Source organism: Gillisella vitis, assembly GCF_021559775.1.
In the GTDB taxonomy this organism is placed as follows: Bacteria; Pseudomonadota; Alphaproteobacteria; order Rhizobiales; family Rhizobiaceae; genus Allorhizobium; species Allorhizobium ampelinum.
This window is the reverse complement of sequence record NZ_CP056047.1, coordinates 1240189-1264644: the sequence shown is the minus strand read 5'-3', so window position 1 is coordinate 1264644 and position 24456 is coordinate 1240189. Positions and strand designations below refer to the sequence as shown.

General features: G+C 57.2%; 24 protein-coding genes, 1 tRNA gene and 1 pseudogene. 17 read left to right on the top strand and 9 right to left on the bottom strand.

The window, feature by feature from the left end:
* The first annotated feature begins 21 nt into the window (after positions 1–21).
* Both AVCG78_RS05975 and AVCG78_RS05970 read left to right on the top strand, forming a co-directional pair.
* Positions 22–1626: a fumarate hydratase gene (locus AVCG78_RS05975; protein WP_071585095.1), complete on the top strand. Its 1605-nt coding sequence runs from the start codon at positions 22–24 to the stop codon at positions 1624–1626.
* A 183-nt stretch (positions 1627–1809) separates the two neighbouring features.
* Complete coding sequence (locus AVCG78_RS05970) at positions 1810–2877, top strand: GGDEF domain-containing protein (RefSeq protein WP_071206728.1); 1068 nt, start codon at positions 1810–1812, stop codon at positions 2875–2877.
* Positions 2878–2896: 19 nt separating this feature from the next.
* Here the strand turns inward: AVCG78_RS05970 and AVCG78_RS05965 are convergent, their stop codons facing one another.
* Positions 2897–3262 carry a gamma-butyrobetaine hydroxylase-like domain-containing protein gene (locus tag AVCG78_RS05965; protein ID WP_015915900.1) on the bottom strand — a complete coding sequence of 122 codons (366 nt, stop codon included), beginning with the start codon at positions 3260–3262 and terminating at the stop codon, positions 2897–2899.
* Between the two features lie 344 nt (positions 3263–3606).
* On the opposite strand from AVCG78_RS05965, the gene moaA reads away from it, so the two are divergent.
* From moaA to mobB, 4 genes are all read left to right on the top strand, one after another.
* Entirely contained in the window at positions 3607–4596 is a 990-nt protein-coding gene (moaA, locus tag AVCG78_RS05960; RefSeq protein WP_234902110.1) for a GTP 3',8-cyclase MoaA, read from the top strand.
* 102 nt (positions 4597–4698) lie between these two features.
* Positions 4699–5592, top strand: coding sequence for a DMT family transporter (locus tag AVCG78_RS05955; RefSeq protein ID WP_071206729.1), 894 nt, complete (start codon positions 4699–4701; stop codon positions 5590–5592).
* A 14-nt stretch (positions 5593–5606) separates the two neighbouring features.
* A complete protein-coding gene (gene mobA, locus AVCG78_RS05950; protein ID WP_071206730.1) occupies positions 5607–6248 on the top strand; it encodes a molybdenum cofactor guanylyltransferase MobA in 642 nt (213 codons plus the stop codon).
* On the top strand, positions 6235–6762 hold the full coding sequence (gene mobB, locus AVCG78_RS05945) for a molybdopterin-guanine dinucleotide biosynthesis protein B (protein ID WP_071206731.1): 528 nt from the start codon (positions 6235–6237) through the stop codon (positions 6760–6762). The genes mobA and mobB overlap by 14 nt, the downstream gene beginning before the upstream one ends.
* A 47-nt stretch (positions 6763–6809) precedes the next feature.
* Here the strand turns inward: mobB and AVCG78_RS05940 are convergent, their stop codons facing one another.
* Positions 6810–9413, bottom strand: coding sequence for an OmpA family protein (locus tag AVCG78_RS05940; RefSeq protein WP_071585094.1), 2604 nt, complete (start codon positions 9411–9413; stop codon positions 6810–6812).
* A 288-nt stretch (positions 9414–9701) separates the two neighbouring features.
* On the opposite strand from AVCG78_RS05940, the gene AVCG78_RS05935 reads away from it, so the two are divergent.
* From AVCG78_RS05935 to AVCG78_RS05905, 7 genes are all read left to right on the top strand, one after another.
* The gene (locus AVCG78_RS05935) at positions 9702–10478 is read left to right on the top strand and encodes an ABC transporter substrate-binding protein (RefSeq protein ID WP_071206765.1); all 777 of its coding nucleotides are present in this window, start codon (positions 9702–9704) and stop codon (positions 10476–10478) included.
* A gap of 94 nt (positions 10479–10572) precedes the next feature.
* Entirely contained in the window at positions 10573–11376 is an 804-nt protein-coding gene (locus tag AVCG78_RS05930) for an ABC transporter permease (protein WP_015915893.1), read from the top strand.
* Positions 11373–12203: an ABC transporter permease gene (locus tag AVCG78_RS05925; protein WP_015915892.1), complete on the top strand. Its 831-nt coding sequence runs from the start codon at positions 11373–11375 to the stop codon at positions 12201–12203. The genes AVCG78_RS05930 and AVCG78_RS05925 overlap by 4 nt, the downstream gene beginning before the upstream one ends.
* Positions 12204–12435: 232 nt before the next feature.
* A complete protein-coding gene (locus AVCG78_RS05920) occupies positions 12436–12702 on the top strand; it encodes an usg protein (protein WP_041696536.1) in 267 nt (88 codons plus the stop codon).
* A 195-nt stretch (positions 12703–12897) separates the two neighbouring features.
* The gene (locus AVCG78_RS05915) at positions 12898–13707 is read left to right on the top strand and encodes a methyltransferase domain-containing protein (RefSeq protein WP_070150923.1); all 810 of its coding nucleotides are present in this window, start codon (positions 12898–12900) and stop codon (positions 13705–13707) included.
* A gap of 21 nt (positions 13708–13728) precedes the next feature.
* On the top strand, positions 13729–14703 hold the full coding sequence (pip, locus tag AVCG78_RS05910; protein ID WP_071206733.1) for a prolyl aminopeptidase: 975 nt from the start codon (positions 13729–13731) through the stop codon (positions 14701–14703).
* Between the two features lie 106 nt (positions 14704–14809).
* The gene (locus AVCG78_RS05905) at positions 14810–15679 is read left to right on the top strand and encodes an NAD(P)-dependent oxidoreductase (RefSeq protein WP_071206734.1); all 870 of its coding nucleotides are present in this window, start codon (positions 14810–14812) and stop codon (positions 15677–15679) included.
* 38 nt (positions 15680–15717) lie between these two features.
* Here AVCG78_RS05905 and AVCG78_RS05900 read toward each other — a convergent pair whose 3' ends face one another.
* From AVCG78_RS05900 to AVCG78_RS05890, 3 genes are all read right to left on the bottom strand, one after another.
* Positions 15718–16206, bottom strand: a complete 489-nt coding sequence (locus AVCG78_RS05900; RefSeq protein WP_071206766.1) for an Lrp/AsnC family transcriptional regulator — start codon at positions 16204–16206, stop codon at positions 15718–15720.
* A gap of 65 nt (positions 16207–16271) precedes the next feature.
* Positions 16272–16907, bottom strand: a complete 636-nt coding sequence (locus AVCG78_RS05895; protein WP_081355479.1) for a uracil-DNA glycosylase family protein — start codon at positions 16905–16907, stop codon at positions 16272–16274.
* Positions 16904–17419: a thermonuclease family protein gene (locus AVCG78_RS05890; RefSeq protein ID WP_071206735.1), complete on the bottom strand. Its 516-nt coding sequence runs from the start codon at positions 17417–17419 to the stop codon at positions 16904–16906. Before AVCG78_RS05890 ends, AVCG78_RS05895 begins: the two co-directional genes overlap by 4 nt.
* A 130-nt stretch (positions 17420–17549) precedes the next feature.
* Between AVCG78_RS05890 and AVCG78_RS05885 the strand changes: the two genes are divergently transcribed.
* A complete protein-coding gene (locus AVCG78_RS05885; protein ID WP_071206736.1) occupies positions 17550–19085 on the top strand; it encodes a sensor histidine kinase in 1536 nt (511 codons plus the stop codon).
* A 19-nt stretch (positions 19086–19104) separates the two neighbouring features.
* Here the strand turns inward: AVCG78_RS05885 and AVCG78_RS05880 are convergent, their stop codons facing one another.
* The gene (locus AVCG78_RS05880) at positions 19105–19416 is read right to left on the bottom strand and encodes a hypothetical protein (RefSeq protein WP_139190284.1); all 312 of its coding nucleotides are present in this window, start codon (positions 19414–19416) and stop codon (positions 19105–19107) included.
* Between the two features lie 175 nt (positions 19417–19591).
* On the opposite strand from AVCG78_RS05880, the gene AVCG78_RS05875 reads away from it, so the two are divergent.
* Positions 19592–19666, top strand: a tRNA-Asn gene (locus tag AVCG78_RS05875).
* Positions 19667–19747: 81 nt separating this feature from the next.
* Here the strand turns inward: AVCG78_RS05875 and AVCG78_RS05870 are convergent.
* The 3 genes and pseudogenes from AVCG78_RS05870 to AVCG78_RS05860 form a co-directional block, all read right to left on the bottom strand.
* A complete protein-coding gene (locus AVCG78_RS05870) occupies positions 19748–20011 on the bottom strand; it encodes a hypothetical protein (RefSeq protein ID WP_070164587.1) in 264 nt (87 codons plus the stop codon).
* 123 nt (positions 20012–20134) lie between these two features.
* Positions 20135–20644 (bottom strand): GNAT family N-acetyltransferase, encoded by a 510-nt coding sequence (locus tag AVCG78_RS05865; protein ID WP_234665118.1) that lies wholly within the window; start codon positions 20642–20644, stop codon positions 20135–20137.
* Between the two features lie 9 nt (positions 20645–20653).
* Positions 20654–21754 (bottom strand): annotated as a pseudogene (locus AVCG78_RS05860) (anhydro-N-acetylmuramic acid kinase); the annotation flags it as partial.
* Positions 21755–21895: 141 nt separating this feature from the next.
* On the opposite strand from AVCG78_RS05860, the gene tyrS reads away from it, so the two are divergent.
* The gene (gene tyrS, locus AVCG78_RS05855; RefSeq protein WP_156582742.1) at positions 21896–23152 is read left to right on the top strand and encodes a tyrosine--tRNA ligase; all 1257 of its coding nucleotides are present in this window, start codon (positions 21896–21898) and stop codon (positions 23150–23152) included.
* 249 nt (positions 23153–23401) lie between these two features.
* A complete protein-coding gene (locus AVCG78_RS05850) occupies positions 23402–24316 on the top strand; it encodes a HEPN domain-containing protein (protein WP_174089666.1) in 915 nt (304 codons plus the stop codon).
* The last annotated feature ends 140 nt before the right edge of the window (positions 24317–24456 follow it).

The following is a 24456-nucleotide window of genomic DNA, read 5'->3' as shown; positions in this document are numbered from 1 at the left end:
TTTGGCAAAAAGGCTCCTTCGATGGCTGACGATCTCTTTCCCCTTGGCGAAGACACGACTCCCTACCGCAAACTGACCGCCGATTACGTCTCGGTCGAAACCTTCAAGGGCCAGGAAATCCTGACCGTTGATCCGGAGGGCCTGCGGCTTCTGGCCGAAACCGCGCTTTCCGACATCAACCACCTGCTGCGTCCGGGCCATCTCAAGCAATTGGCCTCCATTCTCCAGGACCCGGAAGCCACCGACAATGACCGTTTCGTGGCCTATGACCTGCTGAAAAATGCCAATATCGCCGCAGGGGGTGTTCTGCCGATGTGCCAGGATACCGGCACCGCCATCGTCATGGGCAAGAAGGGCCGCCGCGTCTGGACGGATGGCGGCGATTATGAGGCCTTGGCCCATGGCGTGCGCGATGCTTATGAAAAGCGTAACCTGCGCTATTCGCAGCTGGCACCCTTGAAGATGTTTGAGGAAAAGAACACCAAGACCAACCTGCCCGCCCAGATCGACCTCTATGAAGAGGGCGAGGATGCCTATAAATTCCTGTTCATGGCCAAGGGCGGCGGTTCGGCCAACAAGACCTTCCTCTACCAGGGCACGCCTTCGCTGCTCACCCATGACCGGATGATCGATTTCCTGAAGGACAAGATCCTGTCGCTCGGCACGGCAGCCTGTCCCCCCTACCATCTGGCGATCGTCATCGGCGGGCTTTCGGCGGAAATGAACCTGAAAACGGTGAAGCTCGCTTCGGCCCGTTACCTCGATGGCCTGCCCACCGAAGGCTCCGAAAGCGGCCATGCTTTCCGCGACATCGAGATGGAACAGGAAATCCACAAGCTGACGCAATCGCTCGGCGTCGGCGCCCAGTTCGGCGGCAAATATTTCTGTCATGACGTGCGGGTCATCCGGCTGCCGCGCCATGGCGCTTCGCTGCCGATTGGCCTTGGTGTCTCCTGTTCCGCCGACCGTCAGGCGATGGGCAAGATTACCCGCGACGGGATCTTTATCGAGCAGTTGGAAACCGATCCGTCGAAATATATGCCTGACATCGATGAGGCCGCCCTCTCCTCCTCCACGGTCAGCATCGACCTCAACCAGCCAATGAGCGCCATCCTGGCCGAACTGACCAAGCATCCCGTCAAGACCCGGCTGTCGCTGACCGGCACGATCATCGTCGCCCGCGATCTGGCGCATTCCAAGATCCGCGAACGGCTGGAAAACGGCGAAGGCATGCCGGATTACATGAAAAACCATCCGGTCTATTATGCCGGTCCCGCCAAGACACCGGAAGGCTTTGCCTCCGGCTCCTTCGGGCCGACAACGGCTGGCCGCATGGATAGCTATGTGGACCAGTTCCAGTCGTTTGGCGGTTCGATGGTCATGCTGGCCAAGGGCAACCGCTCACGCGCCGTACGTGAAGCCTGCAAGACCCATGGTGGTTTCTACCTCGGCTCCATCGGTGGCCCGGCAGCCCGGCTTGCCCAGGACTGTATCCGCCATGTTGAAGTGCTGGAATATCCGGAACTGGGCATGGAAGCCGTCTGGAAGATCGAGGTCGAAAACTTTCCGGCCTTCATCGTCACTGACGACAAGGGGAACGATTTCTTCCAGGAATTCAACCTCTGATCGTTTAATCCACGTGCAAAGGCAACAATTTGGCTTTGCACGTGCACTACGATAGTTTACTGTGGATTTTCATATAATAAATATCAATTTTACAATTACCGGCGTTCTTTACTTATTGTTTTAAATATTTGCTCACCATTCAGCCCTAATCCTGAGTGGGGATTATCGGATGGGGCTAGCAGGATGAACACCGCAACATTGGCGCGATCGCAGGGGCTCGATATCGCAACGCAAATTTCCTTTGCGATGCGCTCTATGGGCATTTCGCCGCTGCCAAGAAATTACGAGCTGTTCTATGAGGCCTATATTGGGTCCAACCCGGTTCTGACCCGCAGGGTCACCGCTCTTGGAAGCCGTGCCACCCAAGATGACCTCGACCGGATTGCCGAGGAATTTTTCGGCCACAATTCCAACCGCATTATCGAAAATGCCCATTCAAGGCTGGTTTCGGAACTGGACAATCTGCTGCGCCTGATGAAGCAGGAGCAAAGTTCGCTCGAGACCTATAACAAGCTGCTGGATGAGACCTGCTCACGCATCAATGCCAAGAGCAGCGGCAGTGTCGAGTTGCTGCGCAATGCCATCGCACTCTTGACGCGGGCAACAGACGATACCCTGGCCCATGGCGAAAAGACTGCCGAGAGCTTTACCCAGAAATCCGTTGAAATGGATGCCGTGCGGCGTGAACTGGACGAATATAAGCGGATCGCCAACACCGATTCGTTGACCCGGCTTGCCAATCGCCGCGCCTTCGATGAGCGGATGGCTGGTCTGTTCAACTATCCCTCGACACTGACGACAACGTCGCTCATGCTGATCGATATCGACCATTTCAAGAAGATAAACGATACATTCGGCCATCCGGTTGGCGACAAGATCCTGGCAACCGTTGCTGGCGTCATCCGTGCCAATGCACCGCGTGATGCCTTCGTGGCACGGGCGGGCGGTGAGGAATTCGCCATCATCGTTGAGGGCATGCCGGATACCGAAGTGTTCGGGCTGTGTGAACGCATCCGCACCAATCTGGAAAACACCCTGTTTCGCAACTCCCGCACCGGCGTCAATTACGGTCCGGTCACGGTCTCCATCGGCTTTGCCCTGGCGGCCAATTGCCAGGACCCCGGCGAACTTTATAGCCGCAGCGATATCGCCCTTTACTGCGCAAAGAATGCCGGGCGCAATTGCAGCAGGCCGTTTGAACCGGGCATGCGCAAGGATTTCGCCAAGGGCTGGCTGATCTACAAGGGGTGAGAGCTGGTATAAAAAGCACCTAAAGCTTATCGCGCGACAGGCCCTTTGCCTCGACGTCGCGCAGATACTCCCCAAACTTCGTCTCACCACTCTGCCCAAGCTCACGCAGATAGGCCCAGGTGAAGATGCCGGTATCGTGACCATCGTCAAAACCGATCCGTACCGCATAATTACCGGTCGGAATAAGCTTGGCAATCGTCACATTGCGCTTGCCGGGCACAGTGATCTTCTGCCCCGGCCCATGGCCCTGCACCTCTGCGGACGGCGAAAGCACCCGGAGCATTTCCGCCGCCAAACTGATGCTTTCCCCATTATCGAAAACCAGCGTCAAAAGCCGCCGATCCGGTGACACCCTGATTTCCTTCGGCCAAACTTCGCTCACCACATTCTCCCTGTCATATTTTAAAGTACCGTATGCAACACAATCCGAGCAAACCGCTTCGCACTTTTCGGTCTGATCATTTTCCTCTTCGCATCAGATGATCCGAAAACCGCTTCGCACTTTTCGGTCTGATGCTGTATCACCCGATTCAGTGCGATCCAACATATTCCAGTCGTCCAGCCTGTTGCCTTGCTTGACGGATCGCAATGCGCGCACCAGATTAGTGAGCAATCATGGAGGTTCGCTTGGATTATGCCCCCCGCCTGCACCAGCCGGCGCCAAACTTGCAGGAAAATCATTCCTTGCAGGCCCATACCGGTCTACAGCCAGCGCAGATGCCAAACAAAATGATCGATCCTTTCGGTCGGGCCGTGACCTATCTTCGGGTGTCGGTGACGGATCGGTGCGATTTCCGCTGCACCTATTGCATGGCGGAAAACATGAGTTTTTTGCCGAAAAAAGACCTGCTGACACTGGAGGAACTGGACCGGCTCTGTAGTGCCTTCATCGCCAAGGGCGTGCGCAAGCTGCGCCTGACCGGTGGTGAGCCGCTGGTGCGCAAGAATATCATGTTCCTGGTCCGCAGCCTGTCACGTCACTTGCAAAGCGGCGCGCTTGAGGAACTGACGCTGACCACCAATGGGTCGCAGCTCGCCCGCCACGCAGCCGAACTGGCCGACGCGGGAGTGCGCCGCATCAATGTCTCGCTGGATACGCTGGACGCGCAGAAATTCCGCACCATCACCCGCTGGGGAGACCTTGCGCAGGTCATGAAAGGTATCGATGCGGCCCAGGCGGCTGGCATTCACGTCAAGATCAATGCGGTTGCCCTGAAGGGTTTCAACGAGGACGAACTTCCCGATCTGATGCGTTTTGCCCATGGCCGGGGCATGGATCTGACGCTGATCGAAACCATGCCGATGGGCGAGATCGACGAGGACCGCACCGACCGCTATTTGCCGCTTTCGGAGGTTCGGCAAGGATTGGGAGAGCATTTTACCCTCCAGGATCTCGACTATCAGACTGGCGGCCCTGCCCGTTATCTCCGCGTCGAGGAAACCGGCGGCAGGCTGGGATTGATCACCCCTCTCACCCATAATTTCTGCGAGAGCTGCAACCGCGTTCGCCTCACCTGCACCGGCACGCTTTATATGTGTCTCGGTCAGAACGATGCGGCGGATCTTCGGGCCGCCTTGCGGTCCAGCGAGGATGACGCACTGCTGTCTTCGGCCATTGATGAGGCAATCCTGCGCAAGCCCAAGGGCCATGATTTCATCATCGACCGCACCACCCGTCGCCCCGCCGTATCGCGCCATATGAGTGTTACCGGCGGTTAACAGGTATTTTCAAACCTTTGCATCTATTGGTTTTCTGGATAGAACACCGCATCTAACTCCGGGCAAAGTGGCCGGGTGGACTGTTTGGAAAGCTTTTACTCGATGGTGCTGACCAGAAACATGAAGGGCGCACTGTTCATGGCGGCGGCCATGGCTGGCTTCACCATCAACGACGCCCTGTCGAAATCGCTGACCGAGGTGATGAGCGTTGGACAGATCATGCTGGTGCGCGGCGCGCTGACCACGCTTCTGGTTTATGGCATTGCCCGTCAGGCCCGCGCCGTGATGTCCCCGAAACTGCTCGGCAATCCGCTGATCATGACCCGCGTGCTGTGTGAGATTCTGGCCTCGATCACCTATCTCACGGCACTGTCTGCCATCCCGCTCGCCAATGCCGCCTCCATCCTGCAATCACTACCGTTGGCCGTCACGTTAGGTGCTGCGGTGTTTCTGCGCGAGCCGGTCGGCTGGCGACGCTGGCTTGCCATTATCGCTGGCTTTATCGGGGTTATGATCATCATTCGACCCGGTCCGGCAGGCTTTACCCTGTCGGCACTCTACGTGCTGGGCAGCGTGTTTTTCGCCGCAACCCGTGATCTGGTGACGACACGGATCGACAGGGCAACGCCGTCCATCGTCATCACGCTGATGACCGCTGCCGGAAACGCGCTGGCCGGGGCGGCGCTCATCCCGTTCCAGGGTGGCTGGCAGCCACTATCCCTCCCGTCTTTCGGGGTACTGGTCTGTGCCGCTATCTTGATGTTCATTGGCTATCAATGCATCATTCTCGCCATGCGCACCGCAGACATTTCCTTCATCGCACCCTTCCGCTATTCGGGCCTGCTCTGGGCCATCGGCCTTGGCATTCTGGTGTTTCATGAATGGCCGGACCCCTGGATGCTGCTGGGCATGGCCGTCGTGGTCGGATCGGGCCTTTATACGTTCCACCGTGAACGGCTGCGGAAAATCCGCGATGCCAGCGCGCTAGCGGTTTGAAACTAGGGAACGCCATGGGAGCCACGGCAACACCAACCGACCTTCCCGGCGTCATTCTGGCCGGTGGACTGTCGCGCCGCATGGGCGCGGATAAGGCAACCACTGTTATGGCAGGCCTTACTCTGCTGGACCATGTTGCAAACCGGCTGTCACCACAGGTCGGCAACCTCGCCGTCAACAGCAACCAACCCACCTTCGTCACCCATCTACCCCGGATCAGCGACAAGATCCTCGGTTACGCCGGGCCGTTGGCAGGTATTGCCCGCGCCATGGAATTTGCACGGCAGGTCTCATCCTCCAGCCATGTGCTGGTCGCTCCCATCGATACGCCCTTCCTACCGGCGGATATGACGCAGCGTCTGCTGTCCATGGCAGCCAACGACAAAACCGTCGTGCTGGCGCGTTCGCTTGGGCGGGTTCACCCGGTCATCGGCCTCTGGCCGGTCGCGTTGAAGGAGACAATCGAGGATTGGTTGAACACGCCAGATAATCGCAAGCTCATGTATTTTGTTCAGGATCAACAGTGTATCGAGGTCGAATTTCAGGCCATTGAAACCACGCACGGCCCGCTTGATCCATTTTTCAACGTCAACAGCCCGGATGATCTGGCCCGGGCGGAAATCTATCTCAAGGCCCTGCCTCATGACATCAAATGATCGCGTTCCTCAAAGGGTATTCGGCATTTCCGGCTGGAAGAATTCAGGCAAGACGGGGCTGACCGAGCGGCTGGTGGCCGAATTCACGCAGCGTGGGTTCAGGATTTCCACGGTCAAACACGCCCATCATGATTTCGATATCGACAAGCCCGGTGCCGACAGCCACCGGCATCGTCAGGCCGGTGCGGCGGAAGTCGCCATTGTCTCCGGCACACGCTTTGCCATCATGCATGAGCTGCGGGGAAGCCCCGAACCTGGCCTCAATGACATTTTGCACCGGCTGACACCCTGCGATCTGGTGCTGATCGAAGGTTATAAACGCGAGGCAATCCCGAAAATCGAGGCGCGGCGTCTGGACGCAAGAAATGGTGCGCCACTTGCCCCTGATGATCAGCATATCGTCGCAATCGCTGCCGATCATCACATAACCGACACAGATCTGCCGGTCTTCGATCTTGACGACACAACGGCAATTGCTGATTTCATCGCCTCGGCTACCGGTCTTTGCAAATAAAAATGCCGCCGGATCGCTCCGGCGGCATTGATGATATCCGAGTGTTATCAGCGCGCCGCCTGCACGGGCCGCACCAACGGGGTGACACGGCGGACGGTGACGCGTCGGTTCTGCTGTTCCGGCCCATAGGTCATCACCTTGAGGAACTGCTCGCCATAGCCCTGCGTGATCATGTTTTCCGGTGGAATACCGTAAACCTGGGTCAGGACATTGGCGACCGACTCAGCTCTGCGGTCTGACAGCACCAGGTTTGACTCAGCCGAACCGACTGCATCGGTATGGCCCTCGATCAGGAAGGTTTCGCCCGGATCGTCCTTCAACACCCGCAAGATCGCATCCGCAACCTTCTTCAACGTGCCAGCCTGGTTCATGGAAATATCGGCGCTACCAGTCGCAAACGTCACGGTATCGAGGTCGATACGGCGCATCTTGTCGCGGATACGGGCGGAATTGCGAACCTCGTCAATCGTATAGACACGCTCGACGGGTTCTACCGGCGGCTGCTCCATGAACTTGTAATAATCGCGGTCAGGCGAACTGCCGACATCGATAATATAGTCATTGAGGGGTACCCGCAGGCGCATCGGGGGCAGATCCGCACCCGGATCACGGTAGGCAACGCGCCGGTCGTCGTCGGCGCTGTAGAGGTCCGGCGAGTAGAACAGCACGTATTCCTCGCCATTGACATCGATGCGCGACCTCTGGATCAACTGGCCATAGCGATTGCGCAGGCTGACAATCCGATCGCCGTTTTCCTTGAAGACGGTGATGCGGACACGCTGGTGATCCACCTGCTCATAAACAGGCGGGCGGCCATATTGGGCAAAGCGGCGGTTGTCGTCGCTGCGGATGACGATCTGGCCACCGTAATCCATCACCTCGCGGTCATCGTCGAAGCTGCGCTCGACGCGGACATCGTCAGGGTAGGTGAATTGCGGCTGATCGCGCAGACGGCGGCCCTGATATTGATCGATGGATTCGATGCGGATATCCGGGCGCGGACGGTTGCCGTAATAGTCCTGTTGAGCCTGAGCATCGCTTTCGGGGATAGCGTAGCGATCCTGGTCATCGGCCTGCTGACGCAGACGGCGCAACTGATCTTCGGACATGCCACGACGCCAGTTATTATCCTTGTCGCTGTCGAGCACGGGCGCACCGCGATCCACCGGCAGGATGATAGTTTCATCGGTCTGCGACGGCTTGTCAGCCAAAGCCCGCAGACGCTGCAATTCCTTCGGCGTAAACGGTGCCTGTTCCTGCGGTGGCAATTGCGGACGCAATTGCTGATCACTCACGGCATTATCAGGCGCTCCCGGAGCTCCCTGAGCTCCCGGCCGACCGGGTTGTCCAGGCTGACCCGGCTGTCCATTCTGCCCGGCTTGACCACCCAGACCAGGAGCCCCGCCCTTTCCGCCTTGGCCAGGAAGACCACCTTGCTCACGAGACTGTGTGGCGTTCATTGGCGGCAACAGCGCCGGGCGAGGCTTACCAGCCTCATCATTGCCGGGACCGGGCGGTGGTGGCATTGGAGCATCGGCGCGTGGTGCGGCAGGCGTGCCAGGCTGAACGGGCGGTTGCGGCGCCTTCGGTGCGCCCGGCGCCTCGGCAGGCGGCTTCGGCCCACCCGGCAACGGCGGCTCGGCTACCGGAGGCGCTGGAGGCTTGCCTGCTGGCGGATTGCCCGAAGGGGGCTCAGCGGGCGCGTTAGGCGCAACCGGCTTTACTTGAGGTTCAGGTGTCGTTTTGGGTTCGGGCTTGGCTTGCGGTTCCGGTTCGGCTGGCCGTGGAGCTTGCGGCTTTTGGCCTTCCTGTGGTTGGCCTACCGGTGCTTGACCTACTGGGGCTTGACCTTCCGCTTGCGGATTTGGACGCTTCTGGCCTTCCGGGGCTTTTCCAGCCGGAACTTGTTCAGCCGGATTTTGAGCAGCAGGGTTCGCAACGGGCTTCTTGCCAGCCGGTCTCTGGTCTTCCGGTTTCACGGGCTGCGCTTCGCCCTTTGGCGTACCGGGCTGCGGCGTACCAGGCTGAGGTACGATGCTGCGATCACCAACGGGCGGCGTAGGTGCGCCTTTCGGCTCACCGGCAGGAGGCATAGGCGGCTGAGCTTCGTTCTTCTTCGGCTTCACCGGTTTTTCTTGCGGTTCAGCTGGAGGCTCAGCCATTTTCGGCGGCGGGGGAGCCTTTTGTGGCTCTATCGCTGGCTCCATCGGCTTTTCATGTTTTTTCTGCGGTGGCGGCTCAGCGGAAGGAGCTTCCATTGCTGCCGGAGGCTTTGGCCTGGTCTGTTGAGCAGGCGCTTCTTCTCGGGCAGGCGGCGGGGCTTCGTTGCGAGCGGGTGGCGCTTCAGGGCGTTTCTCTTCTTTCGGCGGTTTTGCGGCCTCAGGTGGGCGCTCCTCACCCGGCTTGCCTTCTTCCGGCGGCCCCTTCTTTTTCTGCTTCGGCAGCTCTTCCGGCGGCGGCTCGGCCTGGGCCATCAGCACGATCCCGTGACCGTCAAGTGTTGTGCCAGCCGACATAGCCCGCATCCGGCCGGCAATATCCTGGCCTTGTGCGAGAGTGTCGGAAGTATAAGAGACGGCAAAGGATGGTGCGGCAACGAGATTTGCAAGTGCAATCAGCACCGATGCCGTTATCCTGGATTGTACTGCCATGGGTTTTCCTCGCAGTTGAGGCATTTTGCCTCGTTGTTCTTGAATTCGATTCTTTAACGACGTGCTTTTACGCGCCGGATTCTAGGCAGGAAGATGGCTGGATTGGAATGAACGAAGGGTGAATAGCATGTTCACGATATGAGGCGGGGAGTGGCTAGCATTAGCAGTTGCAATTTCCGCAAAAACGGAAAAACTGGCGAAACGTTCCGGCGAAAATTCAAAGAAATGGCCGGCACCTGCGCCAGCGGGACATTCCCATCCCACATGGCAACCAACAGAGAGGATCTCATGCGTATCTCGACCCGTTTTCTGGCCGCCGCCTCCCTTACTGCCCTGTCATTGTTTGCCGGTGGCGCCATGGCTGAAGAAAAGCTCGTTATCGGTACGGAAGGCGCCTATCCGCCCTTCAACAGCCTGGAAGCCGACGGTTCGCTGACCGGTTTCGACATCGATATCGCCAAGGCGCTTTGCGAAGAAATGAAGGTGACATGCACCTTCAAGACCAATGATTGGGACGGTATCATCCCGGCCTTGCAGGCGAAGAAATTCGACGCCATCGTCGCGTCGATGTCGATCACCCCCGAGCGTCTGGAAAAGGTGGATTTCTCCAAGAAATACTACAATACTCCTCCAGCCATCGCCGTGCCGAAGGATTCGCCTGCCAAGAGCGTCGAAGACCTGAAGGGCAAGACCATCGGCGCGCAAACCTCCACATCCCATGCCAATTATGCCGAAAAGCATATGCCTGATTCGCAGCTGAAGCTTTACCCGACAGCCGACGAATACAAGCTGGACATCACCAATGGCCGTATCGATGCTGTCATCGACGATGTCGTGGTGCTGACGCAATGGATCAAAAGCGATGCGGGCACCTGCTGCAAGATCCTGACGCCACTGCCAATCGATCCTGTGATCAACGGCGAGGGTGCTGGCATTGCCGTTCGCAAGGGCGAAACCGCTCTGGCTGACCGCTTCACCAAGGCCATCGCCGCTATTCGCGCCAATGGCACCTACCAGAAGATCAATGCCAAATATTTCGATTTTGACGTTTACGGCGACAAATAAATCGGTTTAAGACGGCGTGATCCGGGCCTACCCGGATCACGCACAACAGACAAAACAAAAACATGCGGCAAAGACCGCAAGGGGAATTGGCTAAATGGGCGGACTTGCTTCCGCGCTCGACGCCTTCTGGGCGCTCGTTTCGCAGATTTTCGATCCCTTTTGCGGCAGCGCCGGGATCTTCACCTGGTTTGCATCCGGGACACTTCTGGCCTGCGGCGACGCGGGCTGGGGCGACGAAATCGGTTTCGGCTTCAAGGTAACAGTCACGCTGGCCGCAGCCACGCTGCCTTTCGGCCTGCTGATCGGCTTCCTGATGGCCCTTGCCACCCAAAGCAGCGAGCGCATGCTGCGCCAGGCCGCAGCAATCTACACGACGATCTTTCGCGGCCTGCCCGAACTCCTGACGCTGTTCATCGTCTATTACGGCTCACAGATCCTGATCCAAGCCGTCCTCGCCTCCATGGGCTTTGAGGAGCGGATTGAAATCAACGCCTTTTTCGCGGGCATGATCGCGCTGGCCCTGGTGTTTTCCTCCTATTGCGCCGAGGTGCTGCAATCGGCCTTCCGGGCCATTCCCTCCGGTCAATATGAGGCGGGCTTTGCCATCGGCCTGTCGCGCACCAAAACCATGTTGCTGGTGATCGTGCCTCAATTGATACGCATCGCCCTGCCCGGCATTGTCAATCTTTGGATGAACCTTTTGAAGGATACCGCGCTGGTCTCGGTCATCGGCCTTTCCGATATTATCCGCCAGACCGGTATTGCCGCCCGTGTCACCAAGGAAGCCTTCCTGTTTTATACGATTGCCTGTGCGCTTTATCTGGTGCTGGCAATCCTCTCCTCCATCGCCGTCGGCTATATCGAAAACTGGACGAAACAGTCGGGGGCGAACCGATGAGCCACAGCCTCGAACTGATCCCGCCGCGCCCTGCCCCGCCAAGACATGAGCATCGCGTTACCCCTGGCAGGGTGTTGGGCGGTTCCTTGCTGCTGGTCTGGGGATTGCTTGGCCTTGGCCTGCTGGCGATGATGATCGGCAATTGGGACCAGGAGAAATTCGTCAAATACGGCCCGCGTTTTCTTTCGGGCCTTGGGACGACGCTCAGCATCGTCGCCATCTCGATTGCCGCAGGCGCGGTCCTCTCTATCCCGATCGCCTTTGGGCGGATGTCGAAAAACCGTCTGGCCAATGCCGCGACCTATGCCTATGTCTATGTTTTTCGCGGTACGCCGCTGCTGGCGCAGGTGTTTCTGGTCTATTACGGCCTGGGCGGGTTCCGGGCAGAATTCGAGGCTGTCGGTCTCTGGTGGTTCTTCCGCGACGCCTGGTATTGCGGCTTGCTGGCATTGTCGCTGAACACGGCAGCCTATCAGGCAGAGATCCTGCGCGGCGCGATCCGCAGCGTTGGACGCGGCCAGCATGAAGGTGCCGCTTCGCTGGGCCTGCCGCGCACCGTCACCTTCTGGAAAATCATTCTGCCGCAGGCGCTGATCGTCGCGCTCCGGCCCTATGGCAATGAAATCATCCTGATGGTCAAGGGCTCGGCCATCCTGTCGATCATCACCGTTCTCGATATGATGGGCGAGACCCGCTACGCCTTCTCGCGCACCTTCGACTACCAGACCTATCTCTGGGCGGCGATCTTCTATCTCGCCATTGTCGAGATCCTGCGCCATGGCTGGGCCGCCATCGAGACACGGCTGACGCGCCATCTCAAACGATGATAAAATCTGGCAGCACTCAACGCAACATGCTGCTAACTATATGATTTTTATTTCGAAATACCGAATATGACAGTTTTGTTAAGCCTCGATTAAGCCTCGCATGGAACCATTCTTGTATCGGACGAACCGATGCGCGACGGGCAGGTGAACCTGTTCGCCGGGATCAGAATGGGAACGAAACGAGGTTGCCATGAACACTGACATCAGGAATGACGACACACATAAATCTGGCATGACTTCCGATATGGAAATGATGCTAAAGGGCTATGGCATGACCACAGCGCAAATTCTCTACCGCATGCCCGATCACCAAAACCTGCTGCAAACCTTCATCTGGCAGAATTACGATCTGGCCCCGGATTTTCCGGAAATGCGCGGCTTTCTGAAATTCTGGCAGGAAAAGCTGGATGGACCGCTGCATTCGGTACGCTATGTGCATCGCAAACTGATTGCCGCCAATGAATGGCGGGCGCTGAAAGGCGAATTCATCCTGCATTGACAGCCGATCACGGCGCGCACGCTGGCAATATTGCCAAACGCGCCATGAGCCGGTAGACCCTCACGCCAAACGCCTGTTCTTGGCGCCTCCCATTGACTTTCAATGCCGGGCCGAGATCATGCGACTGGATTGAAATTTACGCCAGAGCCTGAGGCGCCGGTCCGGTGCGCAGCGGCGTGATGTGAGGGTAACGCAATGGCGAAAATCGATGAAGAGAAGCTGTCCGAGGCTTATAACCGGGCCTTGGCGCTTGAAAAGGCAGGCGATATCGACGCTGCGGTGAAGGCCTATCACGAGGTTCTGGAAATCGACCCGGAAGACCATGGCGGCGCTGCCGTCCGCCTTGCCTCGCTTGGCCGTGGTGAGACGCCGCCGCGTGCCTCCGATGCCTATGTGGAAACGCTGTTCGACCAGCATGCCGAGGATTTCGAGGATATTCTCGTTGAGCAGCTTGGCTACGCCGTGCCGGTTATCGTGCGCCAGCGCTTGCAGGAACTGAAGCTTGGCCCGTTCAAGCGCCTGCTGGATCTCGGCTGCGGCACCGGCCTGACCGGCGGCACCCTGCGTGACATGGTGGACGACATCACCGGCATCGATCTTTCGGAAAACATGGTCGAGATCGCCCATGAGAAAGACCTTTACGACACGCTTTACGTGGCCGAAGTCGAGGACTTCCTGGAGGACAATGACGAGGATCTGTTCGACCTGATCACCGCCACCGATGTTCTGCCCTATCTCGGCGCGCTTGAGCCGCTGTTTTTCGGCGTGTCCGAAAATCTGATGCTGGGCGGCTATTTCATCTTCTCTTCGGAAACCATGGGCGAAGATGTCCCCTACAAGGTCGGCCCGCATCAGCGCTTCGTCCATGCCCAGACCTATATCCGCGAGCGGCTGGCCGCCACCGGCTTCGAGGTCATTGAAGTCACCGACATCAATGTGCGGATGCAGGATGGTGAGCCTTCGCCCGGCCATCTGGTTATCGCACAATTGAAAACCTTGAACTGATCGAAACCAAGCGAGGGCGAGATGACCGGACCAGATCTTCATCCGCCCTTGCCGCCCTACCGAACCGGCCATCTACCGGTCAGCGACGGCCACCGGATCTATTTCGAATGCAGCGGCAACCGTAAGGGCATCCCGGCCCTCATTCTGCATGGCGGCCCCGGTTCCGGCCTGTCAGAAACCACACGGCGATTCTTCGATCCCGCGCACTATAACATCGTCCAATTCGACCAGCGCCATTGCGGCCGCAGTCTTCCCTTTGCCGGCGATTCGGTGGTCGATCTCAGCACCAACACGCTGCCGCATCTGCTTGAGGATATCGAAGCCTTACGCCTCCATCTCGGCATTGAGCGCTGGTTGCTGATGGGTGGCTCCTGGGGGTCGACGCTGGCGCTCGCCTATGCCCAAGCGCACCGGGAGCAGGTTCTCGGCCTGTTGCTAACCATGGTCGTTACGACAAGTGCTGCCGAAATCGAATGGATCACCCGCGGCGTCGGACAGTTTTTTCCTGCAGAACATGCGCGCTTTCTCAGCCATCTTCCAGACGATCAACGAGACGGCGACCTTGCTACGGCCTATCACCGGCTGCTGATCAATCCTGACAAACAGATTCATGAAAAGGCCGCAAGTGCCTGGTGCGCATGGGAATCTGCCATTCTTGCCGTAAAGCCGGACTATAGTCCTCATCCCAGATGGTTGGATGCCCGGTTTCGGCTGTGTTTTGCCCGGCTCGTCACCCATTACTGGTCGCATCGTGCCTGGTTCGCTGACGGAGACATTCGTCAAGGAATCAAACTGTTGGACGGCATTCCTGCCATATTGATTCACGGTCGCCTCGATTTCGGCAGTCCGCTCAAGACCGCCTATGACCTGCATCAGGCCTGGCCGGGCAGTCGGTTGATTATTGTTGAGGATGGCGAACACAATATCAGCGTGCCGGGCATGACGGCTAAGGTCATCGAAACCCTGAAATTCCTTGCCCGCGAATTGAAAGCCTGAGCCATCACGCGGCCATCAGAAGATGGTTTCGCCCAAAAATACCTTTTCCTACAGGACGGGCTGCGATACCTCTTGCCGCACGCAATAAGCAAAGGAGTCTTAAAACATGGCCAAGGTGGCATTCATCGGATTGGGCGTCATGGGCTATCCCATGGCCGGACACCTGAAGGCGAAGGGCGGCCATGATGTGACGGTCTATAACCGCACCACGGCCAAGGCCGAAAGCTGGGTAGCCCAGTATGGCGGGGCGCTGGGGCTGACACCAGCCGAGGCTGCGAAGGGTGCTGATTTCGTCTTCACCTGCGTCGGCAATGACGATGATCTGCGTGCCGTCACCATTGGCGCCGATGGCGTTTTCGCTGGCATGAAAGCCGGTGCGATCTTGATCGACAATACCACCGCCTCAGCGGACGTGGCCCGTGAACTTTATGAGGCTGCGAAAGCCAAAGACCTCGGCTTCATCGATGCGCCAGTGTCTGGCGGCCAGGCTGGAGCGGAAAACGGTGTGCTGACGGTAATGTGCGGTGGAGACGAGCCGGTGTTCGAACAGGCCCGCCCGGTGATCGACGCCTATGCACGAATGATCGGACTGATGGGGCCAGCGGGTTCCGGCCAGTTGACCAAGATGATCAACCAGATCTGCATTGCCGGTATCGTGCAGGGGTTGGCTGAAGGCGTGCATTTCGGCAAGCGGGCCGGTCTCGACATCGAAAAAGTCATCGAGGTGATTGCCAAGGGCGCTGCTGGCTCCTGGCAGATGGAAAACCGCCACAAGACCATGGCCGTCGGCAAATATGATTTCGGCTTTGCCGTCGATTGGATGCGCAAGGATCTGGGCATCGTGCTGAACGAAGCCAAGACCAATGGTGCCACCCTGCCGCTTACAGCTCTCGTCGATCAGTTCTATGGGGACGTGCAGAAGCTTGGAGGCAATCGCTGGGACACATCATCCCTGCTGGCCCGGCTGGAAAAATAACAAGTTCGAGGGAGCCTGTCTGTCAGGCTCCCCAACCCTTATTCCTCACCCGATTTGTTATTATCGAGCATCATATAATCAAGCGGCAATTCGGTCGTGTATTTGATCTGCTCCATGGCGAAGGCAGAGGATACGTCGCGAATCTCGATCTTGGCGATCAGCCGCTTGTAAAAGGCATCATAGGCACCGATGTCAGGCACTACGACCCGCAGCAGATAATCGACGTCACCACTCATGCGATAGAATTCCACCACTTCGGGAAATTCCCCCACCACTTCGGAAAAGCGCTTCAGCCATTCAATCGAATGGGTATTGGTGCGCACCGAGACGAACACCGTCACCTTGGTATTGACCTTGACCGGATCAAGCAGCGCTACACGGCGCTTGATCACGCCATCTTCTTCCATCTTCTGGATACGCCGCCAACAGGGCGTAGTAGAAAGACCGACCTTCTTGGCGAGGTCAGCAACGGCAAGAGTGGAATCCTCCTGCAAAATACGCAGAATTTTACGGTCCAGACGATCCATGAGCGACACCATTGAAATTTTTTTCCGGTATAGCGCAATTTGGAGCAAACGAAAGCAAAATGCTTTCACCGCAGACAGTGATCCACTTGCTTTTTCAACACAGGTAGCAATTCCGCCTCAAACCACGGATTGCGGCGCAGCCAACCGCTGTTTCGCCAGCTGGGATGCGGCAGCGGCAAAATCTTCGGACCTGGACGGTTGGTAAAAAACGATTCGCGCCAGCTTTCCACCGTGGCATGCAAGGTTGGTTTTCGCAGGTCGCCCATATGCCAGCGTTGCGCATATTGGCCGATGGCAAGCACCAGTTCCACTTGAGGCATGACCTCCATGGCCGCTTCCCGCCAATGCGGCGCGCATTCGCGCCGGGGCGGCAGGTCGTAGCCGCTGGCGTCGTATCCCGGAAAGCAGAAACCCATCGGCAGGATGGCAAAGTTGCCGCTATCGTAAAACGCCTCTCGGTCCACGCCCAGCCATTGCCGCAGCCGATCGCCGGAGGCATCATTGAAAGGCAGTCCGGTTTCATGCACCCGCTTGCCCGGTGCCTGCCCGGCAATCAGAATGCGGGCTGTCGACGACAGGACAACAACGGGCCTGGGCTCATGCGGCAGGGCCGTTACCTGCGTCGGACAATCTCGACAGATCCGGCAGGCGTGAATGGCGGCGCGCAATCCTCGGAGATCCCTCGGCAAGCTCACGGTCAATTTTCGTCCTGCCTGCGGATAATATCATTGCGAGGATGCAGCCTTCGCCATTCTTCCGGTCGGTCGAACGCGCCTGCCCAAAGCCCCACTTTGTCGGCCTGGGCCTGCTTTTCCTCATTCTCATAGCCGCCCGCATTCAAAACAAGACCGGAGCGAACCATCTCGGCGCCGACATCGCGGCCCATGACATTACAGGTCACAAGAATACGGTCGTTGTCGATGCGGTCCGACCCCTGGCAGAGGACGCCAGCCTGAGCCATACGCTGGGCCAGACCGAATCGCGCCTGCGCACCGCAAAGCTGGACCACGCCATCCTCGCCCCGGCACCGCTGACCAATTTCGGGTGAATCAAGGCCTTTGAGTTGCAGGCGTTGACCATTTGTCACCAATGTTTCACCATCGGCAATCACGAAAGGGCCATCGAAAGACGGCACCTTGCGGGGCCAGAAGGCGGCGGCAATCATCGTGCCGATGACCAGGCAGACGAAGGCGGCAGCAATGATCCGATGCATGCGTGACACAATCTGGCCCTTTTCAATAACAGCCGGTATCCGAGAATGGCAAATAAAACCTTTCCAGAAAGTAACTCTTAAGACTTCATGGCTAGTCTGAGACGGACCGCGGAAAAAATGCAACCACATCATGGGTAACGGCGTTTCAAACTCTACTGACAAGAATATTGTCGACCTATCGCGTAGCCACCGCAACAAGGCGACGGCAAAAGCCTTGCGCGTGACCAGAGAACGCCTGCATTCCACCCATGGCGGCACACCGGCTTTCGAAAAAGACCTGCTGTCCATGCATACCCAGGCCAGCCTGCAGGGCGCGGCCATCACACCCTTCATCACGATATTGACCGCGGGCCTGACGGCCTACCTGTCGGGAAGCCCAATTTATATCCTCTGGGCGCTGCTGACGCTGAGCATTCACGCCCTGAACATTCTGCTCATCCGCAAGGCTGCCAAGCGCATTCCGGTCACCCATCGCCAGGAACATTGGCGCCATGTGCTGTTGGCCGGGCATCTGGCCATGGGATGCTGCTGGGCGGCCTTTACCTTCCAGACCTGCGATGCATGCGGCCCGACAAGCGACCTGCTGGTGAAAGGCTCCGTGCTGCTGGTGGTGCTCTGCACCACGGCCATGACCAATATACTGCTGCGTCAGGCCGTACTCTATGCGTTTACCCCACCGATCATTGCGCTTTCCGCCCAGGCGTTTTTCTCGCAGCGTGTCGATGACGCGACGCTGGCTTTGGCCTTTACCGTGTCCGTGCTGTTCTTCATCTATATCACCGGCAGGCTCTATGTCTCCAACCTCAAGCTGATATCCTTCCAGAGCGAGAAGGACGACCTGATCGCCGAGCTGGAAGTGGCCAAATCCATGTCGGATGAGGCCCGCCGCCGGGCGGAAGAAGCCAACATGGCAAAATCGCGTTTTCTCGCATCGATGTCGCATGAGTTGCGCACACCATTGAATGCCATTCTCGGCTTTTCCGAGGTCATGGCCCAGGAAGTGCTGGGACCGCTCAACAATCCGCTTTACCGGGAATATTCCGGCGATATTCACAGATCCGGCCAGCACCTGCTCAATCTGATCAACGAAATCCTCGATCTGTCCCGAATCGAGGCTGGAAAATACGATCTTTCGGAAGAATCGATCTCGTTGCTTGAAGTCGCCGAGGACTGCGTCGGCATGGTGCAATTGCGCGCCAAGGCCAAGGACATCAAGATATCCCAGCAATATGAGATCAACCTGCCCGCCCTTTGGGCCGATGAAAAAGCGCTTCGGCAAGTGGTGCTGAACCTCTTGTCAAATGCCGTGAAATTCACGCCGCCGGGCGGAGAAATCCTCGTCAAGGTCGGCTGGACAGTCGGCGGCGGGCAATATGTCTCCATCAAAGACAATGGTCCCGGCATCGCCGAAGAGGAAATCCCCGTGGTGCTCTCTGCCTTCGGCCAAGGCTCCATCGCCATCAAGAGCGCCGAACAGGGGACGGGCCTCGGCCTTCCCATCGTCCAGGCGATCCTTGCCAAGCATGGCGGCGAATTCAAGCTGAAATCAAAACTGCGCGAAGGGACGGAAGTGATTGCCATCCTGCCCGCCAAGCGCGTCCTGCAAACGATTCCCGCCGTACAGGGCACCCAGGCCGTGGAACCGAAGCGGCGTTATTTCGCCTGAACAAACGAGTTCTGACCCCTCACCGCTGCATATGGGGCCGACGTTTGCGCCCCAGTTTCCAACCATTTTTTTGCGCCCTGGCAAATTTCAGCCCGGCCCTTCGGCGAAACCGCCGAACTGGCGCAACATCGTGGGATAGGACCAACACGCCAAGCGGCACCATCCAGAAGCCAAGCACGGGTAGAAAGCCCAGGCAGCCGCCAACCACCAGAAGGCTGCCAACCGTGATCCGCCCGCCGCGAGACTGCGGGATCGGCAGGTTGAAACGCCCCAGATGCAGGCGGCCCTTCTCGGTATCCATATGATAGGTCTTGGTTTTCTTTTCCGTCACGGTCGTCCTTCAAGGCCGCTTGAGGCCAGTTTTCCCACAGACATCAGATGGGAAAGAGGGGAAAACAAAACAAGAGGCACTTTTTTTTCAAAAAGGGACTTGGCAAACCATCAAAGCCTGAGTAGAAGCCCACTCACACCAACGGACGCGGTTCACACCGCTTCAAACGGTACATTCCCTGGTAGCTCAGCGGTAGAGCATTCGACTGTTAATCGACAGGTCGCCGGTTCGAATCCGGCCCGGGGAGCCATATTCCAGCTGAATAGCTGACATTATAAAGCCGGATCATTTCTGATCCGGCTTTTTTTCTATCGAGTTCAAGCTGATTGGCTTAACGGCAAACAGTGGTGGTCTTGTAGACCCAGCGGCCATGATGACGGAACTTGACCTTTTTGGTCCGGCAGTTATCGCGGTAGGCGTGATGACGCCGCTCGAAATTGCGATGATGCGGACGGCGATCGTCACGGCTGTAGTAGCGATCAGGATTATGACCGCGATCATACACCATAACCCTGACATCATCCGCCAGAGACGGCGCAGCCGTTGCTGTGATGCTTCCCAGACCGATCAGACATGCGACCAAAAATTTCTTCATCTTCTATCTCCTGATGCGTTTCACTGGAAACGATGGCTGGAGATTAAGCGAACCAAGATGAACGCAATCTGATCCTGTTGTTCATGTTGAGGACGGGTATTTTCAGCGGTCACATGCCTCCGGTTACTCAGGCACCACGCATTCAAAAAATTGAAAAGGCCGACCTTTGTATTCGCGCTGCTCCGTCTCCGTAAGGCCGATCTTGCGCAGCACGGCCTGCGAGGCGGTATTGTCGATATGGGCAAAGGCGATGAAGGCGGTCCCGATGCCTTGCTCAAAGAACCAGTGCTTCAAACCATCAGCGATTTCCGTTGCAAAGCCCTTGCCCCATTCACTCTGGCAAATGGAATAGCCCAATTCGTAATGCCCACTGTCCTTCGACCATGAGAAACCGGCACGTCCGATGAAGCGGCCATCGTCGCGTGCAATCAGCTTGAGTTTGCCAATGCCGCCTGCCTCATAGTCATCCATCCAGCCATCGATGCGCTCAGCCGCATAGGGCAGGCTCCAGGGCGCTCCCGTGCTAACAAAGCGGCTGGTTTCCGGGGTGGAATGCAGGTCGGACAGCAATGTCTCGTCACCCGCCCGCCATGGGGTCAGCAAAAGCCGCTCCGTCTCGCAGACCAGCGGCATCTGATGGACACCGCCCGACACGGCCTGACGCACGCCGGTCGTGCCGGGAAAGGTCAGTGGCAGACCTTTCAATGATCGTACCGCCAGATAGGCCCAGGCCTCCGCCTCCATCGCATCACCATCAAGCGCCAGATCATCGGCATTGACGATATCAGCCCCTTCCCGCGCCGCCATGTCGTGCAAATCCGCCATGATAACCGCATTCAACCGGCCACCGCCGCAGATCACATAGGTCTTCGGCTTTTGCGGCAAATGCCTCGCGGAGGCGAAAATCGATACCGCCGCCACATGCGCCAGCGTGCGAGCACCATCTTCAAGGCTGATATCCCCAGCCTTGGGTGGAATGAAGTCATTGCGGTCCAGTGAGCGGCGCAGATTGGAGTTGAAAAAACCATGACCGAGATATCGATCCGCCAACGCCTTCACCACCCTGCCCTTGGCAGCAATCCCGCCTCCGGCATCGAAAGCAAGGCCGGTATGGGTCTCGACCCATTGGTCAATCAAGGTATTGCCGGGACCACTGTCAAAGGCTGCGATTTCGCCGTCAGCACCGATATAGGTCAGGTTGGAAATGCCGCCGATATTGACGAAACAGGCCGGAAGGCGTTCCGCTCCCAATCCGCCAGCCAGCGCGGCATGATAGGCAGGCACCAGCGGAGCGCCCTGCCCGCCACGCACCATATCGTTGGCTCGCATATCGTAGACAACATCAATACCGGTTTCGCGGGCCAGCAGCGCGCCATCGCCAAGCTGCACTGTCAAAGCCTGATCCGGCCTGTGCAGCACCGTCTGTCCATGAAAGCCGATGACATCGATATCGCGGGCGCGAAGCCCTTTCTGCATCAGGAAGGCCTTGACCGCCTCCGCATGACGCAGCGTCAACTCCCTCTCCAGCGCGGCCAGGCTTTCTGGGCGCTGACGGCGGTCGGTGATCGCCTTGGCATCCTCCAACCCCTGCTTCAGCCGCTGGCGAAATGCATCGTCATAGGCGACCGCCAGAAACGGGCCGCGCTCTACCAATGCCTCGCCATCCGTGGTGACAAGGGCAACATCGATTCCGTCCATGGAGGTGCCACTCATCAGGCCGATTGCTTGCAGCGTTTTGGTCACGACTCGATGTTCCTTTTGCGGGCGGTCAGAAAGAGCGTCATTGATGGCTGAAATTGATGCACTTTTCAAAAAACAATGATAAAGCCGCCTCGAATTCCAAATTCACAAGACCAAAGTCCGATACCAGAAGGCGTGACGATCATGTCCAAGTTCAAGTCCGATTTCCTCCGTACAATGCATGAGCGCGGTTTTATTCATCAGATTTCCGATGAAACCGGCCTCGATGACCTGTTGTCCAAGGAAACCGTGACCGCCTATATCGGCTATGATCCGACAGCATCGTCGCTTCATGCTGGCTCGCTCATTCAAATCATGATGTTGCACTGGTTTCAGGCAACCGGCCATCAGCCGATTTCCCTGATGGGTGGCGGCACTGGCATGGTGGGTGATCCATCCTTCAAGGAAGAAGCCCGCCAATTGATGACCGTAGACAAGATCGAGGACAATATTGCCTCGATCAAGCGCTGCTTCGCGCATTACCTCGATTACGATAACGGCCCCAAGGGCGGCGCGTTGATGCTGAACAACGCCGAATGGCTGCGTGGGCTGAACTACCTCGAATTCCTGCGCGACGTGGGCCGCCATTTCTCGGTCAACCGCATGCTGTCGTTTGATAGCGTCAAGACCCGCCTCGACCGCGAACAGTCCTTGTCCTTCCTGGAATTCAACTACATGATTCTCCAGGCCTATGATTATGTTGAGTTGAACAAGCGCTACGGCTGCCGCCTGCAAATGGGTGGCTCTGACCAATGGGGCAATATCATCAACGGTATTGACCTTGGCCACCGCATGGGCACACCACAGCTCTACGCACTGACCTCGCCGCTATTGACCACATCATCCGGTGCCAAGATGGGCAAATCGGCAACGGGCGCTGTGTGGCTGAATGCCGATCTACTGTCGGCCTATGAGTTCTGGCAATATTGGCGCAACACGGAAGATGCTGACGTCAGCCGCTTCCTGAAGCTCTACACAACGCTGCCAATGGATGAGATTTCCAAGCTGTCTGCGCTGGGCGGTGCGGAAATCAACGAGGTCAAGAAAATCCTCGCCACCGAAATCACCGCCATCCTGCACGGCCGCGCAGCCGCCGAGGAAGCGGCTGAAACCGCCCGCAAAACCTTTGAAGAAGGCGCACTGGCCGACAACCTGCCCTCCATCGAGGTCGCAAGCGCCGAGCTTGAATCCGGCATTGGCCTTCTGGCCCTGATCGTCAAAGCTGGCCTCGCCGCCTCCAACGGCGAAGCCCGCCGCCATGTGCAAGGCGGAGCCGTGAAGATCAATGATCAGAGCGTGTCAGATGAGCGCATGAGCATTGGGGCGGGTGAAGTGACGGCGGATGGGGTGATCAAGCTGTCATTGGGTAAGAAGAAGCATATTCTGGTGCGGCCGGTTTGAGGTAAGAACCTTCTGCACTTTGATTGGTGCAGAAGGCTTTTTAGCGTTGCGAAAATCGGGTTCAAAATTGATACTTTAACTGGAAATTTTGCGAAATCATTTATCCGCATTCCGTCAGAAGGTAATGGTTAAAGTGAACATGACTTCTGTAACAGGTAAGCTATTGAGACTGCAGCGGCAAAAAAACTGTGCATAATTCTTGATTTATGCACGATTGACGTTTTGGATAGAAGACAAGAGCATGGTTTAATGCAGACCTTCTTTTTCCCAATACAATGGTGGATTCCTGAATTCGATGCGGACGTATGCGGGGACGCCATACGGGTTCATAAACGCAAGTGGGACGTGTCGATTTTCGATCTTTACAGCTTGATTGCGCAAAACCATCCGACGCGCCTTCCGGCAGAGTTGCTTCACATATTTTTGCAGAACGTAAACCTGGAAATAGAAATACCCGCTTCCTCTGTTGAGCAGGCAATCGACAAAATGGATTGCTATCGAGCGATGCTGTATTTACGCGGCACAAGCCCGACGGTAGCTCCGTTCGGATGTAATATGTCCTTAAATGCCTATGCCGGCATCAATGACCGCTCATCAGACCGGCAAGCTGTCATGCATGAAGGCCTTCGCGAGGGCATCACGCATAAGACGGCAAGGGTTGAAATCTGGCCGCACCAGCTATCGTTTGCCTGCATCCAGGGTGCGCCTGGTGAGTTTGTTCGGAAAGTTGGGAGTGGGGTTGTAACAGGCGCTACGGAAGACCTTGAGCGGTGGCTTGAGTATGAAAGGAAAACTCCAGTACTACGAGCTGCTAGGAGGGCGTTGGTACAGGCTCCGCTAATGCCTGATCTATCCAGTTCAATTCTCCATTGTTGGCAGGGCATTGAAAGCCTATTTCCATCGATCAGTACCGAAATTACTTTTAGGACATCCCTCCTGCTAGCCGAGCTTCTGGAACCTCTTCGTCCGAGGCAAGAGACCTATGACACCTCTAAAAAAAGCTATGGAGACAGAAGCAAAATCGCCCATGGCTCGCAGCATCAATTCGGTATTGAGAAATGGTCCCGTGCATGGGTTTTGCTACGCGATGCAATACAGGCAATTCTCATAAACAGAGGCTTGCCTTCTGAAGAAGAGTTGACACGAAACCTGCTTGAAAGATGAGTGGATATGACATTCAAAGCACTTAAGCAAGAAGCAATCGTTCTGGGTGCCGTGATGGGCATATGCCTGATATTTATTCCATAATGGTACTTTTTATCTGATCGGTGTCCTGCAGGCTCGAATTGTGCTGCGTATAGCAG

What these genes read in the sequence shown, in the direction of transcription:
- tyrS (WP_156582742.1), top strand. Translation starts at nt 21,896, where the DNA reads ATGTCCAAGTTCAAGTCCGATTTCCTCCGTACAATGCATGAGCGCGGT.
- AVCG78_RS05890 (WP_071206735.1), bottom strand. Translation starts at nt 17,419, where the DNA reads ATGCATCGGATCATTGCTGCCGCCTTCGTCTGCCTGGTCATCGGCACG.
- AVCG78_RS05970 (WP_071206728.1), top strand. Translation starts at nt 1,810, where the DNA reads ATGAACACCGCAACATTGGCGCGATCGCAGGGGCTCGATATCGCAACG.
- pip (WP_071206733.1), top strand. Translation starts at nt 13,729, where the DNA reads ATGACCGGACCAGATCTTCATCCGCCCTTGCCGCCCTACCGAACCGGC.
- AVCG78_RS05920 (WP_041696536.1), top strand. Translation starts at nt 12,436, where the DNA reads ATGACTTCCGATATGGAAATGATGCTAAAGGGCTATGGCATGACCACA.
- AVCG78_RS05955 (WP_071206729.1), top strand. Translation starts at nt 4,699, where the DNA reads ATGGTGCTGACCAGAAACATGAAGGGCGCACTGTTCATGGCGGCGGCC.
- AVCG78_RS05905 (WP_071206734.1), top strand. Translation starts at nt 14,810, where the DNA reads ATGGCCAAGGTGGCATTCATCGGATTGGGCGTCATGGGCTATCCCATG.
- AVCG78_RS05900 (WP_071206766.1), bottom strand. Translation starts at nt 16,206, where the DNA reads ATGGATCGTCTGGACCGTAAAATTCTGCGTATTTTGCAGGAGGATTCC.
- AVCG78_RS05925 (WP_015915892.1), top strand. Translation starts at nt 11,373, where the DNA reads ATGAGCCACAGCCTCGAACTGATCCCGCCGCGCCCTGCCCCGCCAAGA.
- moaA (WP_234902110.1), top strand. Translation starts at nt 3,607, where the DNA reads ATGATCGATCCTTTCGGTCGGGCCGTGACCTATCTTCGGGTGTCGGTG.
- mobB (WP_071206731.1), top strand. Translation starts at nt 6,235, where the DNA reads ATGACATCAAATGATCGCGTTCCTCAAAGGGTATTCGGCATTTCCGGC.
- AVCG78_RS05865 (WP_234665118.1), bottom strand. Translation starts at nt 20,644, where the DNA reads ATGCCGCTGGTCTGCGAGACGGAGCGGCTTTTGCTGACCCCATGGCGG.
- AVCG78_RS05870 (WP_070164587.1), bottom strand. Translation starts at nt 20,011, where the DNA reads ATGAAGAAATTTTTGGTCGCATGTCTGATCGGTCTGGGAAGCATCACA.
- AVCG78_RS05940 (WP_071585094.1), bottom strand. Translation starts at nt 9,413, where the DNA reads ATGGCAGTACAATCCAGGATAACGGCATCGGTGCTGATTGCACTTGCA.
- AVCG78_RS05915 (WP_070150923.1), top strand. Translation starts at nt 12,898, where the DNA reads ATGGCGAAAATCGATGAAGAGAAGCTGTCCGAGGCTTATAACCGGGCC.
- AVCG78_RS05885 (WP_071206736.1), top strand. Translation starts at nt 17,550, where the DNA reads ATGGGTAACGGCGTTTCAAACTCTACTGACAAGAATATTGTCGACCTA.
- AVCG78_RS05975 (WP_071585095.1), top strand. Translation starts at nt 22, where the DNA reads ATGGCTGACGATCTCTTTCCCCTTGGCGAAGACACGACTCCCTACCGC.
- AVCG78_RS05850 (WP_174089666.1), top strand. Translation starts at nt 23,402, where the DNA reads ATGCAGACCTTCTTTTTCCCAATACAATGGTGGATTCCTGAATTCGAT.
- mobA (WP_071206730.1), top strand. Translation starts at nt 5,607, where the DNA reads ATGGGAGCCACGGCAACACCAACCGACCTTCCCGGCGTCATTCTGGCC.
- AVCG78_RS05930 (WP_015915893.1), top strand. Translation starts at nt 10,573, where the DNA reads ATGGGCGGACTTGCTTCCGCGCTCGACGCCTTCTGGGCGCTCGTTTCG.
- AVCG78_RS05935 (WP_071206765.1), top strand. Translation starts at nt 9,702, where the DNA reads ATGCGTATCTCGACCCGTTTTCTGGCCGCCGCCTCCCTTACTGCCCTG.